Origin of the sequence: Comamonas terrae, from assembly GCF_001544075.1 — a bacterium.
Taxonomy (GTDB): domain Bacteria; phylum Pseudomonadota; class Gammaproteobacteria; order Burkholderiales; family Burkholderiaceae_C; genus Comamonas; species Comamonas terrae.
Genome location: NZ_BCNT01000010.1, coordinates 110899 through 124994 on the forward strand (window position 1 = coordinate 110899; position 14096 = coordinate 124994).

Sequence of the window (14096 nt, forward strand, 5' to 3'; positions counted from 1 at the left end):
CAGCAGCAACCCTGAGGCCTTCTTTTCCGATGTGAAAACCACCGTGCAAACCCTTGGAAAACGGTCTGCGGCACGTAAGCACGCGGTCAGAAGCGCTTCGCAGAATCCGCCGCGTTTGCTGGTGCCAAAGCGGCGCCAAGCCGGCATTCCAACCAAGGAGACAAACATGACCGACCCGATGGTAGAGAAGATACAGAGCCATCCCAAATACCGGGAGCTGCGGGCCAAGCGCAACCGCCTGGGCCTGTGGCTGACGGTGCTGATGCTCGTCGTCTATTACGGCTATGTCGCGCTGATCGCATTCGACAAGCAGTTCCTGGCGCAGCCCATAGGCGCCGGCGTGACTTCGCTGGGCATTCCCATCGCCATGGGCGTGATCGTGTTCACGGTGCTGATCACCGGCTTCTATGTGCGCCGCGCCAATGGCGAATTCGACAAGCTCACCCAGGACATCCTGAAGGACGCCACGCAATGAACAAGCATCTGCAACACACGCTGGCAGGCGCGCTGGCCCTGGGCACGGCGGGCGCGGCCCTGGCCGCCGGCGGCGACGTGGGCGAGACCGCCAAGCAGGCCACCAACTGGACGGCCATCATCCTGTTCGTGGCCTTCGTGGCCGCCACGCTGTGGATCACCAAGTGGGCCGCAGCCAAGACCCGCTCGGCCGCCGATTTCTACACCGCGGGCGGCGGCATCACGGGCTTCCAGAACGGCCTGGCGATCGCGGGCGACTACATGTCGGCCGCCTCCTTCCTGGGCATCTCGGCATCGGTCATGGCCAACGGCTACGACGGCCTGATCTACTCCATCGGCTTCCTCGTGGGCTGGCCCATCCTGACCTTTCTGCTGGCCGAGCGGCTGCGCAACCTGGGCAAGTTCACCTTTGCCGATGTGGCCGGCTACCGCTTCGCCCAGACGCCGTTCCGCGCCTTCGCGGCCAGCGGCACGCTGGTGGTCGTGGCCTTCTACCTGATTGCGCAGATGGTGGGTGCCGGCCAGCTGATCAAGCTGCTGTTCGGCCTGGACTACTGGGTCGCCGTGGTGCTGGTCGGCGCGCTGATGATGATCTACGTGCTGTTCGGCGGCATGACGGCCACCACCTGGGTGCAGATCATCAAGGCCGTGATGCTGCTGGCCGGCGTGAGCTTCATGGGCTTCATGATCATGGCCAGGTACGGCTTCAGTTTCGAGGCCCTGTTCGCCGACGGCGTGCGCGTGCGCACTGAGATCGCCTCCAGCAGCGGCAAGTCGCCCGAGGAGGCGGCCAAGCTGGGCCTGGCCATCATGGGCCCGGGCGGCTTCATCAAGGACCCGATCTCGGCCATCAGCTTCGGCATGGCGCTGATGTTCGGCACGCTGGGCCTGCCCCACATCCTGATGCGCTTCTTCACCGTGCCCGACGCCAAGGAGGCGCGCAAGAGCGTGTTCTGGGCCACCACCTGGATCGGCTACTTCTACATCCTGATCTTCATCATCGGCTTCGGCGCTATCACCATGGTGCTGACCAATCCCGATATGGCCGACACGGCCAAGGGCGTGATCAAGGGCGGCGCCGGCACGGCCAACATGGCGGCCGTGCTGGTGGCCAAGAGCGTGGGCGGCGACGTGTTCTACGGCTTCATCTCGGCCGTGGCCTTCGCCACCATCCTGGCCGTGGTTGCGGGCCTGACCCTGTCCGGCGCCTCGGCCGTCTCGCACGACCTGTACGCCACCGTGTTCAAGAAGGGCAAGGCCGACAGCGCTTCCGAGCTCAAGGTCTCGCGCATCACCACGGTCTGCCTGGGCATCGTGGCCGTGCTGCTGGGCATCGTGTTCGAGAAGCAGAACATCGCCTTCATGGTGTCCCTGGCCTTCGCGGTCGCGGCTTCAGCCAACTTCCCGCCGCTGCTGCTGTCGGTGCTGTGGAAGGACTGCACGACCCGCGGCGCCGTGGTCGGCGGCTTCCTGGGCCTGATCTCCTCGGTAGGCCTGACCATCGTCTCGCCCTCGGTCTGGGAAGCCACGCTGGGCAATCCCGCAGGCTCCTCCTGGTTTCCCTACACCTCGCCGGCCCTGTTCTCCATGGCCATCGGCTTTGCGGGCGTGTGGCTGTTCTCGGTGCTCGACAAGAGCGGCCAGGCAGCCAGGGAGCGCGCGGCCTTCCCCGCGCAGCAGGTGCGCTCGGAAACCGGCCTGGGTGCCTCGGGCGCCTCCGGCCACTGATCTCGGGACCTCGCCCGGCGCCAGCCGCCGGGTGCCTTACTTCCAGGAGCGTTCGATACGCTCCTTTTTTCATACCTATTTCTTTGAGCCCAAAGCGACCCCGAGGCCATGCTCTTGCGGATGGCGGGCACTCATCTCACTTCAGAGTGCCGGGCCGAGACCCGGCGCGGCCGGCGACGACTCTGCCGCATGCAATGCACACCAGAATACGCCTAGGCAAGGCCTGGGCTTCATTGAAATTTCGATGCAATGCCCTCCCATCAAGCGTCGATAGCTATCGATTCAGGAGTCGTACCCCAGCAGCCGGCGCAGCTTGATGAAGGCCAGCCCGGCCATGACTGCGTCGTTGAGCGCGTCGTGCGCATCGCGCAGCGGCAGCTGAAGATCGCGCATCATGGTGTCGAAGCGCAGGTCGATGCCGGCATTGTCATGCTGCTGGTAAGGCGGCAGCTGAAGGAACTTGTAGTCGTGGTACAGGGCCGAGACTTCGACGGCCGGCTGAGGCAGCGGCATGCCCAGCAGCGGGCGGGCGATGCGGTTGAGCATGGCCAGGTCGAATTCGAGGTAATAGCCCACCAGCGGCCGGCTGCCGGCAAAGTGCAGCAGGCGGCGCACGGCCTCCTGGGCCGGCAGGCCCCGGGCCAGGTCGCGTTCGCGCAGGCGGTGGATGCGCACGCTCTCGGGCGATACGCCGCGTTCGGGCTGCACCAGCAGCTCCAGCCGCTCGCTGGTCAGCAGCCGATCGCCTACGATGCGCACCGCGCCTATGGAGACGATCTCGTCGCGGCGCCGGTCCAGACCCGTGGTCTCGCAGTCCAGCGCCACCCATTCACGGGGCGGCGGCTCATCGAACAGGAAAGCGAATTGCGGATCGGCCAGGCGCCGTCGCTGGCGGCCAAGCCGCCAGCGCGCCAGGCTCCCAAAGAATCCGGCGGGCGGGTTCATGGCACCAGGTCCAGCCGCAGGCGCTGGTGCAGCAGCACCTTGAAGCGCTTGACCACGGACAACGCATCCTTGAGCAGGTCGCGCTCCAGGCTGCTCAGCCGCGCGGGGTCCACATTGCCCGTGACGGTGCGCCCCAGCTCCAGCTCGGCCAGTCCCGCGCCCAGCCGCAGCCCCATCAGAAAATGCAGGCCTTCGAGCAGTTCCCCGCCCAGCCCGGCATCCAGCACACCCTGGGCCTGCAGGGCGGCAATGCGCTCGGCCGTGCCGGTTTCGGCAATGCGGTGCTGCAACGCCAGGCTGCGCACCCCGTGCACGATGGGAAAGATGCCGGCCTTCTTGAGGTTGACGGCGCGTGCCTCGTCGCCCAGGCCCAGCAGGCGGTTCCACCAGCCGGCGGCACTGCCGAAGGCGTCGATGTCCGCAGCAAAACGGGCCAGGTGCCCGTCGTTGTCAGCGGCCAGCGCCAGCAGCTGCTGGCGCACGGCCTCCAGAAGCGCGGCATCGCCGGCCACGGCATGGGCGTCCATGAAGATGGCCAGGCGCATCAGATCGCCCTCGCGCGGCAGCAGCAGCCATTCGCGCACGCGCCGGCCGAATTCGGCGGCAGCGCCGCGCCACTGCGGATTGCTGAGCATGATGCCGCCCGGGCACTCGGGATAGCCGAAACGCTCCAGCACGGCGGAAAAGCGCTCACAGATCGCACCCAGGTCCGCAGGCGGCATATAGCCGTCGCGCAGCAGCAGGCCGTTGTCCTGGTCGGTCTTGAGCAACTGCTCGCCGCGCCCTTCGCTGCCCATGACGAACAGGCAGCTGTTGGCCACCAGTTCGGCCGGCGCCAGCATCTGCCAGGCGCGCTCGAACAGGCGCGCATTGAGCTGCTGCACCAGCCTGGCCATCAGTCCCATGCGCATGCCGCTGCGGTGCAGCGCCGCCACCAGCCGCGTGACCTGGCCCGCGGCCTGCTCCAGCGCCGCCAAATCCCGGGCCTGCTCGATCTGCACGGTGATCAGGTGCGAATGGTTGGCAAGAAAGCTGAACAGGTCCAGCGCCTCCAGGATGCCCCGCACCTGTCCCGCCTCGTCGAGCACCACGAGCCGGTGCACGCGCGCGCGCAGCAGCAGCACCATGGCATCGCCGAGCTGGTCGCCGGCGCGCACCGTGACCACGGGATGGCTGGCAAACTCGCCCACGGCCAGGCGGTCCAGCGGCCGGCCGTCGAGAATGGCGCGCTGCAGCGTGGTGCTCGTGAAGATGCCCAGCTCTCCCCCATTCTTGTCCGCCAGCCCCGACACCAGCACGCTGGTCGTGCGCTCGGCATGGAACAGGCGCGTCACCGAAACAACGTCCGTGCCGGCATCCACCACATGGGCGGGGCGCAGATAGGCCTGGTCCACGCGCGCCAGCGTCAGCGACTGCAGCTCGTGCCGGCCGGCGCGCTGGGCCAGCGTGCCGAGCTTGTGGCCCAGGTCGGAAAACAGCAGTGCGCCGAAAGCCGTGTTGCGCGCGATCAGCGCATTGACGGTGTCATGCGCCAGTTGGTAGGCCACGAGCTCTTCGGCCACCACGAAGCGGCTGCTGACGCGCCCGGCCACCAGGCCGCGCCCGTCGAAGCAGTCATCTGGTCCGTAGGTGGCCAGCACCTCCTCGCCCTCGAGCTGCGTGACATGGCCCTTGATGATGACGAACAGATGCGCGGGACGGTCGCCCACATCGAGCACCACGGCCCCTTCGGGGAAGTAGGCGATATCGACGCTGGCGCGCACCAGCGCCTGTTCGCCGGGGTCCAGGCAGTCGAAGGGCGAGGCCGAGAAATTGAAGGCATTGGGCATGGCTGTGCAGGGCTTGGCATCCGCTATGCCTTCAGTGTGCCCGCAATGCCTTATGGATCGATTGCGCGAAACTTGCGCCCCCACCCCGCATGGGCGCAAGGCCCGCAACCGCGGCCGCAGGGGTGCCCGCCTTCCAAGAAGATTTCCGCGGGCGGCTCAGGAAGAAGCCGTCACCGTCCCCAGGCGCAGCCGCCGTCCACCACCAGCGTGGAGCCGACCACGTAGTCGCCGGCGCGCGAGGCCAGGAAAATGGCCGCGCCGGCCATGTCCTCGGGCGTGCCGATGCGGCCCAGCGGCACGCGTGCCGCGGTCTCCTCGGCATGGTCGCGCGCGCTCTTGTTCATCTCGGAGGCAAAAGGACCGGGGGCGATGGCGCTGACCACGATGCGCTCGGGCGCCAGGCGCAGCGCCAGGCGCTTGGTCAGATGGATCAGGCCGGCCTTGCTGGCCGCATAGGAATAGGTTTCCCAGGGATTGACCGAAATGCCGTCGATCGAGGCGATGTGGATCACCTTGGCCAGATGCTCGCCCGCCGCAGCCTTGCGCAGCATGGGCGTGAGCGCCTGGGTCAGGAAGAACGGCGACTTCATGTTCAGGTCGACCACCTTGTCCCAGCCGCTTTCCGGGAACTCGTCATAGGGTGCCCCCCAGGCCGCGCCCGCGTTGTTGACAAGGATGTCGAGCTGGCTTTCATGCCGGGCATAGGCCTCGACCAGCGCCTTCACGCCGTCCAGCGTGGACACATCGGCCGGCAGCGAGATGCAATGGCCCAGGGCCGACAGCTCGCGCGCCGTTTCGTCGCAGGCCTCGGCCTTGCGCGCCGAGATATAGACGCGTGCGCCCTGGCGCAGAAAGCCTTCGGCAATCATGCGGCCGATGCCGCGCGAGCCGCCGGTGACAAGGGCCGCGCGGCCCTTGAGCGAAAACAGTTGCTGGGTATCCATGGTGGTGCAGTCTCCTGAAATCTACTGCGCCAGCTTATGCAATTGCCTTGAAAGCCACGGTCACCAAGGCGCCAAGGGCGCAGGGCCTACGCCTAGGGCGTCGCACGTGGATCGCGTTGTGCAGCCTTGGGATGGATGCAAGGCGCCGGGCCGCAGCAAGGTAGGCACCTTGCAAGGGCCGGCAACGCCGCAGACGCCCAAGGCTGCACAACCCTTCGGGCAAGCCAGGGTTATGTGAACACGCCCTAACCCAGCCCGGACTCCACGCCCGCGCAGGCCTCCCATTGCCGCTCGAACCAGGCATCGCCCTGCAGATAGGCGCGCAGCATGGGCAGGCCGTCCAGGCCCCAGAACACATGTCCGTCCACTTCCCAGGCCGGCACGCCGAACACGCCGGCCTGCGCAGCCTGCTGCGTGTTGCTGCGCAGCCATTGCTTGACCGTTTCCTCGTCGGCCTGGCTGTTCAGCTGCCCGGCCAGCCCGTGCCGCAAGGCATCGAGGCGCCCGGGCTCCAGCGCATCCTGCCCGCCCTCCCAGACATGGCGGAACACGGTTTCGGCGACAAAGCGGTTGACGGCTCCATCCTGGCCGTGGGCGAGTGCCAGGCGCAGCAGCGGCAGCGGCTTGAACGGATGCCGCGCCGGCATCTGCAGCGGCACGCCATGGGCGTGGCCCAGCCAGCTCACATGGCGGTAGGTCCAGGCCCGCTTGGCCGGGATGCCGGCCGGCCCCGGATTGGCATTCTGCTGCAGCAGCGCACCCAGCAACACCGGGCGATATTCGGCGTGATAGCTCAGCCCCTGCAGCACCTCGGGCATCCGGGCAAAGGCCAGCCACGCATAGGGAGAGACAAAGTCCAGATAGCAAATGAGATGCTTCATGCCTTCCTCCGGATCCATCAGGCCGAGCGTGGATCGTTCAGGCCCGCTCGTTGCAGCAGCCTGCCCCAGATCTGCAGGCGCTCGGCCGCATCGGCTTTGGACCAGGCGCGGATCTCGTCGATCGTGCGAAAGCAGCCCTGACAATGGCTGCGGTCCTCGGTCATGCGGCAGACGTTGATGCAGGGCGATGCCACCGGCTCCCCGGCATCCGCCCCGGCCAGGGCCGCCCGGGCCTTCCAGGCCAGCTGCTTGCGCTGCTGGGCCTGCAGATGGGCCTGCTGTTCGGGTGCCAGCACCTCGCTGCTGTTGGCTACGCTGCTCATGCGACCACCACGTCCGACCAGGGTGCCCCGGTCAGTTCCTGCAGCTGCCGCGGCGTCGCGGGGAACACGCCATGCGGATGGCCGGCGGCCGCCCACACGGTGTCGAAGCGCTGCAGCTCCTGGTCCATCAGCGTGACCGGCTTTGCTGCATGCGCCACGGGGCTGACGCCGCCGATGGAAAAGCCGGTGCTGGCCTTCACGAAGTCCGCATCCGCGCGGCCTATGGGTCCTACCAGCTGGGCCACCTTCTTTTCGTCCACGCGCCTGTCGCCCGAAGTCACGACCAGCACGGGCGCGCCGTCGCTTCGGCGCCTGAAGATGATGCTCTTGGCCACCTGGCCCACGAGAATGCCAAGCTGCTCGGCCGCCTCCTGGGCCGTGCGCGCCGCGCCGTCCAGCATCCGCGGCAGATGGGGGTGCTGCGCCTGCTGCAGGAATGCAGCCACGCGCTGCACGCCCTCAGGCAAGGTATGAAGTTCCGAACCGCACATAAACCAAATTTCCTGTTTCCTGTCTTGATGCCGGCGCTCAGCGCAGCCGGGCCTGCAACTGGCGCAGCTCCTGCTGCATGTCGCGCAGATCGGCCTGCAGAAAGGCCATGCGGCTGGCGCTGGCGCCGGCCCGCTCGGCCCGGATTTCCTTTTTCTTGTCGTCTATTTTCCTCTCCAGCTCGGAGATGGCCTGCCGGGCCTCGATGCGGTCGCGCGCCGGCGTGTAGCCGTCGAGGAAGGCGCCTTCGAGAGCCGGCGGGCAGTAGCCGGGCTGGAAGCGCCCGCCCTGCTCGGCAAAGGCCTTGCCGTTCTCCGGCGTGCAGAACGTGCGCAGTCCCTGCATCCAGCCGCGCTGGTAGGCGCGCAGATCCACGACCACGCCCTGCTTGCGGCAGCTGCGCTCATGCGATAGTGCCCGGCTGCGCAAGTCCTTCTTGCCGTCCATGGCATCGAGCTGGCCCAGGTACTGCCAGTCGGTATCGCGGCACTCGTCGGCGTCCATGCCGGCGCACGCCGAGAGCAGCACGGCGGCCGCCAGCGCGGCGGCGCGGCCCGGGGAAAGGAAAAAAGCGTTGGGTGACATGGGCCGGCATGTTAGCGCCAAGCCCGGCCGCCGCCAGCGAAGGCCGGGTCTGCAGATCAGCCCGCGCGCCTGGCCATCAGGGCCCTGGCCACGCGCGACTGCGTGGGCCGGCCCAGGTGCTCGCTGATGTACTGGCCCGCGTCGATCAGCTTTTCCAGATGGATGCCGGTGTCTATGCCCAGGCCCTGCAGCAGGTAGACCACGTCCTCCGTGGCCACGTTGCCGGTGGCGCCCTTCGCATACGGGCAGCCGCCCAGGCCCGCGACCGAGGACTGGAAGTTCCACACGCCCAGCTGCAGTGCCGCCAGCGTGTTGGACAGGGCCTGGCCGTAGGTGTCGTGGAAGTGCCCCGAGATCTCGTCGACGCCGAAATGGCGCAGCGTGGCCTCGATGGCGCGCTGCACCTTGAGCGGTGTGCCCACGCCGATGGTGTCGGCCACGTCCACGCGCTGCACGCCGATGCCCTTCATCAGCCCGGCCAGGTAGTCGACCCGCTCGGGGGCGATCTCGCCCTCGTAGGGGCAGCCCACGGTGCAGCTCATGGCGCCGCGCACCTGGATGCCGGCCGCGCGCGCGGCCTCCACCACGGGTGCAAAGCGCTCGATGCTCTCGGCGATGGAGCAGTTGATGTTCCTCTGGCTGAAGGCCTCGCTGGCCGCGCCGAAGACCACGATCTCGTCGGGCCAGTACTCGCGGGGCGCGGCCACGGCGGCCTCGAAGCCCTTCATGTTGGGCGTCAGCACCGAATAGCGCACCCCGCTCTTGCGGGCGATGCCGGCCATGACCTCGGCGTTGTCGGCCATCTGCGGCACCCACTTGGGCGAGACGAAGCTGGTGACCTCGATCTCCTTGAGACCGGCATCCTGCAGGCGCTGCACCAGTTCGATCTTGACCGATGCCGGCACCGGCTGCTTCTCGTTCTGCAGCCCGTCGCGCGGGCCCACGTCGACGATCTTCACGCGTGCGGGGTAATCCATTCCATCTCTCCTATCGTTTCTATTCCCTCACCTATGAACAGGCACCCCCCAAGAAGGGGACGCCCGGCAAGGGCCTGGGCGGCCCCGCCGCCCCGCAGCGTTGGCGTCGCTCCCCTTCCGCAGAGAACGGGGCAAGCCGCGTGGCAGCTCAGGGGGAACCGTCAGTATCCACGCCCCAGGTCCACCCGCCCTGTCACCGACTCGCCACGGCTGAGCGCCGCCACCTTGCCGACGATCTGGGCAATGCTGTCTCGGGCCAGGGTCCGCGCCGAGGTATGGGGCGTGAGGATGATTTTTTCCTGCGTCCAGAACGGATGCCCGGCCGGCAGCGGCTCCTCGCGGAACACGTCCAGCATGGCGCCGCTCACATGGCCGGATTCGATCTGGGCGATGAGATCGGCATCCACCACATGGCCGCCGCGCCCCACGTTGATCACATAGGCGCCCGACTGCAGCAGGCCCAGCGTGCGCGCGTTGATGATGTTCTCGGTCTCGGCATGCAGGGGCAGCAGGTTCACGAGAATGCGCGTGGACGCCAGGAAGTCGTCGAGCTGCTCCATGCCGCTAAAGCAAGTCACGCCGTCCAGTTCGCGCGGCGAGCGGCTCCAGCCGTTGACCGTGTAGTCGAACACCGTGAGCGCCTGCGCCACGCGCGCGCCCATCTTGCCCAGGCCCATGACGCCCACCGGATACTCGGCGCGCCGGGGATTGCGCTGGTGCTGCCACACGCCCCGGGCCATGTCGGCCTCGTAGGCATCCAGCCCGCGAAAGAAGCGGATCACGGCCTGGCATACATACTCGGCCATCTGCACGGACATGCCGGCATCCTCGAGCCGGTAGACCGGCAGCGCGGCGGGAATCGTCAGCGGCAGCAGCGCGTCCACGCCCGCACCGATGTTGAACATGGCCTTGAGCCCGGCCGCCTGCTCGTCGATGAACTGCTGGGGCGGCGCCCACACCAGGGCGTAGTCCGCCTGGGGCGCACCGGGTTCCCAGATGCTTACCTCGGCACCGGGCAGGGTTTCGCGCAAGCCTTTGAGCCAGGGGTCTGGCCATGTGTCGTCACAGCAAAAAGTGATTTTCATAAGGCCGAGTTTAAAAGCGTCCCGTGGATTGCCGCCGCGCCGCGGCCGATGCAATCGGCACTGCAGCACTATCGAAAATGAAGCTGCCAGCGCTTTACAGGCAATGATCCCGGCACACATTCATGCCAGAACCGGCCAGCTGCCAGCGCAAGCTGCTCCTTTTCTGGATAACTGTTTTACGCGGCCACCTCGATGCGCAGCAGCTCGGCGCCCTCGGCCACCTGGTCGCCGGGGCCGTAGAGCAGCTCCAGCACCACGCCGTCGCCAGGCGCGGCAATCGTGTGCTCCATCTTCATGGCTTCCATCACGGCCAGGGGCTGGCCCTTGCTCACGGCGTCGCCGGCCTTGACGGCAAACGACACCACCTTGCCCGGCATGGGCGCCGTCAGGCGGCCGCCCTCATGGCCGGTGTCGCCCGCATGGGCCAGCTGGTCCACCTCGGTGATCTGGGCGCTGCCCGCCTCGGTGAAGACCGACAGCACATGGCCCTGGGCATGCACCACGGCCACGGTGCGGCGGCCGTCCAGATTCAGCTCCAGCCGGCCGTCGGGCAGGGCCCGCCACTGCAGCGCGATCTGGCTGCGCGCCGCGCCTTCGCCGATCACCAGTTCGTCCGCATCGCCCGCGCGGCCGTAGGCCAGGATGGCGCTCAAGTCCTCGCCGCGGTAGGTCCAGGCGTAGCTGCGCACATAGCGGCCGGCCACGCGCCAGCCGTCGCGGCGGCTGAAGGGGTCGGCGCCCTGCTGCGCCAGTTCCTGCTGCAGGCCATGGGCCAGGGCGGCGGCCACGGCCACATCGCGGCCCACCGTGTCCCGCCCGAACAGCGCATCGCGCTCGCGCTCGATCAGTGCGGTGTCGAGCAAGGCATTGGAAAAGGCCTGGCTCTTCACCACCTGGCGCAGGAACTGCACATTGGTGGCCAGGCCCACGATATGGGTCTGGGCCAGCGCCGCGTCCAGCCGCGCCAGCGCCTGGGCGCGGTCGTCGCCACGCACGATGAGCTTGGCGATCATGGAGTCGTAGAACGGGCTGATCGCGTCGCCCTCGCGCACGCCGTCGTCCACGCGCACGGTGCCGATCTCGAAGCTCGCGCATTGCGGCTTGCGGTACACGGCCAGCATGCCGGTGGCGGGCAGGAAGTTGTTCTCGGGGTTCTCGGCGCAGATGCGTGCTTCTATGGCATGGCCCTGAATCCGGAGTTCGGACTGCTGCTTTGGCAAAGGCTGGCCGCTGGCCACCAGCAGTTGCCACTGCACCAGGTCCTCGCCCGTGATGGCCTCGGTCACCGGGTGCTCCACCTGCAGGCGGGTGTTCATTTCCATGAAGTAGAACTTCATGGCCTCGGGCTGGTCGTAGCCGCCGGGCTGCTCGACGATGAATTCCACCGTGCCCGCGCCCACATAGCCCACGGCCTGGGCCGCGGCCACGGCCGCCTCGCCCATCTTCTGGCGCAGCAGGGGCGTCATGCCGGGCGCGGGCGCTTCCTCCAGCACCTTCTGGTGGCGGCGCTGCACCGAGCAGTCGCGCTCGAACAGGTAGACCACGTTGCCCTGCGTGTCGCCGAACACCTGGATCTCGATGTGGCGCGGGCGCAGCACGTATTTTTCGATCAGCACCGCATCGTTGCCGAAGCTGTTGATGGCCTCGCGCTTGCACGACTCCAGCGCGGCGGCGAAGTCCTCGCTCTTTTCCACCAGGCGCATGCCCTTGCCGCCGCCGCCTGCGCTGGCCTTGATGAGCACCGGGTAGCCGATGCGGTCGGCCTCGCGCTGCAGCAGCGCAGGATTCTGGTCGGCACCGTGGTAGCCGGGCACCAGGGGCACGCCGGCCTTTTCCATGAGCTGCTTGGACTCGGCCTTCAGGCCCATGGCGCGGATGGCCGAGGCGGGCGGGCCGATGAAGACCAGGCCGGCCTCGGCGCAGGCATGGGCGAAATCCTCGTTCTCCGACAGGAAGCCGTAGCCCGGGTGGATGGCCTCGGCGCCCGTGGCCCGGGCCGCCTCCAGGATGCGCTCCCAGCGCAGATAGCTGTCCTTGGGCGCGCTCCCGCCGATATGCACGGCCTCGTCGCAGGCCGCCACATGCTTGGCCCGGGCATCGGCATCCGAGTAAACGGCCACGGTCTTCACGCCCATGCGGCGCGCCGTCGCGGCCACGCGGCAGGCGATTTCACCGCGGTTTGCGATCAGGATTTTCTTGAACATATCGTCTCCAGGAATTTCGATTCTTTCAGCCTGCCAGTGCATGTGCACAAAGCGCTGGCAGCTATGTTTTTTGCAATGAACCCATGCCACCGCGCAGCCGGCGCAGCGCGGCCTTGAGAAAGCGCCACAGCGCCCAGATCACCAGCCACATCGCCAGCACCACCACGAGCAGCGCGGCCGCGAACACCAGCGGATTGGTCAGCGCCAGCCAGATGGCGCCCAGCGAGACCGTGTCCTCGGCCAGGCTGGCGCCCACATTCGAGAACGGCTCGGGCGAGGTGTTGATGAGCGCGCGCGTCGTGGTCTTGGCCGCCTGGCTGGTGGCGGCCAGCGTGCCGCCCATCAGGGCCGCGGCCAGGGCCATGGTGCTGTTGTCGGCCCCGAAGACGGCCGCCGCCAGCGCTGCGCCCGCGGGAATGCGCAGCACGCTCTGGAACAGGTCCCACACCGAATCCACCACGGGAATCTTGTCCGCGAAGAACTCCACGAACAGCAGGCCGCCGCTGACGACCAGCACCAGCGGGTGCGCGAGCACATGCAGGCTGCCCGGCAAGGGCATGACGCCGGCGAGGCCCAGCATGCCGACCACGAACACCACGGCATACAGGCGCAGGCCGCTGGCCCAGCCCAGGGCCGCCGCCAACGCCAGCAGGGCGCCCATGTCCATCTGGCCCGCCGCATGCCCCAGCCTGCCGGCGGCGTCGCCCAGGCTGTCCGCCGCCTGGCCTACGGACCGGGCCGTATCCGGGTCCACGTGCAGGCCGATGGTATGCAGCCAGCGGATGAAGGCTTGCCAGAAGTCCATGGTGGTTCAGCTCCTTGGATGCGGGGTTTCAGCCCGGCAGCCAATTCGGCTTGCGCTTGTTCAGGAAGGCCTGCACGCCTTCCTTGCCTTCGCTGCTGGCGCGGATGTCGGCAATGCCTTCCACCGTCGCGGCGATCAGCTGCTCGTTGATCTCGCGCTCGGCCACATCGATCACCAGGCGCTTGCAGGCACGCACGGCCTCGGGTCCGGCAGCGAGCAGGTTCTTGAGCCAGCCGTCCACCACCGCGTCGAGCTGGCCGGCTTCCACCACCTCATGCACCAAGCCCGTGCGATGGGCCTCTGCCGCCGAGAAGCGCTCGCCCGTCAGGAAGTAGCGGTGCGAGGCACGCGGACCCATGGCGCGGATCACATAGGGGCTGATGGTGGCGGGGATCAGGCCGATCTTCACCTCCGACAGGCAAAAGCCCGCGGTATCGGCCGCCACGGCCATGTCGCAGCAGGCCACCAGACCCATGCCGCCCGCATAGACATCGCCCTGCACGCGTGCGATGGTGGGCTTGGGGCACTCGTAGATGGTGCGCAGCATCTCGGCCAGCAGGCCGGCATCGTCGCGGTTCTCGTCGCGCGAATACTCGGCCATGCGGCGCATCCAGTTGAGGTTGGCGCCCGCGCAGAAGGCCGGCCCTTCGGCCGCCAGCACCACGGCACGCACATCGGGCCGCTCGCCGGCCGCGGCAAAGGCCGCCGTGATCTCGGCGATCACCTCGTCGCTGAAGGCATTGCGGATCTCGGGCTGCGTCAGCGTGATGCGGGCCACGCCGCCATCCACCTTCAAAGTCAGGGCCGTGAAATTCGTCATTGCTGCT

Annotated in this window: 14 protein-coding genes; 2 read left to right on the forward strand and 12 right to left on the reverse strand. The window is 67.8% G+C overall.

Features of this window, described 5'->3' with window-relative positions; genetic code table 11:
• The first annotated feature begins 166 nt into the window (after positions 1-166).
• Positions 167-475, forward strand: a complete 309-nt coding sequence (locus tag Cte04_RS15040) for a DUF485 domain-containing protein (protein WP_066479722.1) — start codon at positions 167-169, stop codon at positions 473-475.
• Complete coding sequence (locus Cte04_RS15045; RefSeq protein WP_066479724.1) at positions 472-2202, forward strand: cation acetate symporter; 1731 nt, start codon at positions 472-474, stop codon at positions 2200-2202. The genes Cte04_RS15040 and Cte04_RS15045 overlap by 4 nt, the downstream gene beginning before the upstream one ends.
• Before the next feature lie 282 nt (positions 2203-2484).
• Here Cte04_RS15045 and Cte04_RS15050 read toward each other — a convergent pair whose 3' ends face one another.
• The 12 genes from Cte04_RS15050 to Cte04_RS15105 form a co-directional block, all read right to left on the reverse strand.
• Entirely contained in the window at positions 2485-3147 is a 663-nt protein-coding gene (locus Cte04_RS15050) for a 3'-5' exonuclease (protein ID WP_066479726.1), read from the reverse strand.
• On the reverse strand, positions 3144-4976 hold the full coding sequence (locus Cte04_RS15055) for a putative nucleotidyltransferase substrate binding domain-containing protein (protein ID WP_066479734.1): 1833 nt from the start codon (positions 4974-4976) through the stop codon (positions 3144-3146). The genes Cte04_RS15050 and Cte04_RS15055 overlap by 4 nt, the downstream gene beginning before the upstream one ends.
• A 170-nt stretch (positions 4977-5146) precedes the next feature.
• Positions 5147-5920 (reverse strand): SDR family oxidoreductase, encoded by a 774-nt coding sequence (locus tag Cte04_RS15060; RefSeq protein ID WP_066479736.1) that lies wholly within the window; start codon positions 5918-5920, stop codon positions 5147-5149.
• A 245-nt stretch (positions 5921-6165) separates the two neighbouring features.
• Positions 6166-6801 carry a 2-hydroxychromene-2-carboxylate isomerase gene (locus tag Cte04_RS15065; RefSeq protein WP_066479897.1) on the reverse strand — a complete coding sequence of 212 codons (636 nt, stop codon included), beginning with the start codon at positions 6799-6801 and terminating at the stop codon, positions 6166-6168.
• 17 nt (positions 6802-6818) lie between these two features.
• A complete protein-coding gene (locus tag Cte04_RS15070) occupies positions 6819-7124 on the reverse strand; it encodes a DUF1289 domain-containing protein (protein WP_083526689.1) in 306 nt (101 codons plus the stop codon).
• A complete protein-coding gene (locus tag Cte04_RS15075; RefSeq protein WP_066479738.1) occupies positions 7121-7615 on the reverse strand; it encodes a YbaK/EbsC family protein in 495 nt (164 codons plus the stop codon). Before Cte04_RS15075 ends, Cte04_RS15070 begins: the two co-directional genes overlap by 4 nt.
• Positions 7616-7652: 37 nt before the next feature.
• Entirely contained in the window at positions 7653-8198 is a 546-nt protein-coding gene (locus Cte04_RS15080) for a DUF2799 domain-containing protein (protein ID WP_245633397.1), read from the reverse strand.
• Between the two features lie 56 nt (positions 8199-8254).
• Positions 8255-9175, reverse strand: a complete 921-nt coding sequence (locus tag Cte04_RS15085; protein ID WP_066479740.1) for a hydroxymethylglutaryl-CoA lyase — start codon at positions 9173-9175, stop codon at positions 8255-8257.
• Between the two features lie 161 nt (positions 9176-9336).
• The gene (locus Cte04_RS15090) at positions 9337-10260 is read right to left on the reverse strand and encodes a 2-hydroxyacid dehydrogenase (protein ID WP_066479742.1); all 924 of its coding nucleotides are present in this window, start codon (positions 10258-10260) and stop codon (positions 9337-9339) included.
• Positions 10261-10436: 176 nt separating this feature from the next.
• Positions 10437-12464, reverse strand: a complete 2028-nt coding sequence (locus Cte04_RS15095) for an acetyl/propionyl/methylcrotonyl-CoA carboxylase subunit alpha (RefSeq protein WP_066479745.1) — start codon at positions 12462-12464, stop codon at positions 10437-10439.
• Positions 12465-12525: 61 nt separating this feature from the next.
• The gene (locus tag Cte04_RS15100) at positions 12526-13269 is read right to left on the reverse strand and encodes a DUF4126 domain-containing protein (protein ID WP_066479754.1); all 744 of its coding nucleotides are present in this window, start codon (positions 13267-13269) and stop codon (positions 12526-12528) included.
• A gap of 28 nt (positions 13270-13297) precedes the next feature.
• Entirely contained in the window at positions 13298-14089 is a 792-nt protein-coding gene (locus tag Cte04_RS15105) for an enoyl-CoA hydratase/isomerase family protein (protein ID WP_066479761.1), read from the reverse strand.
• Between the last annotated feature and the right edge of the window lie 7 nt (positions 14090-14096).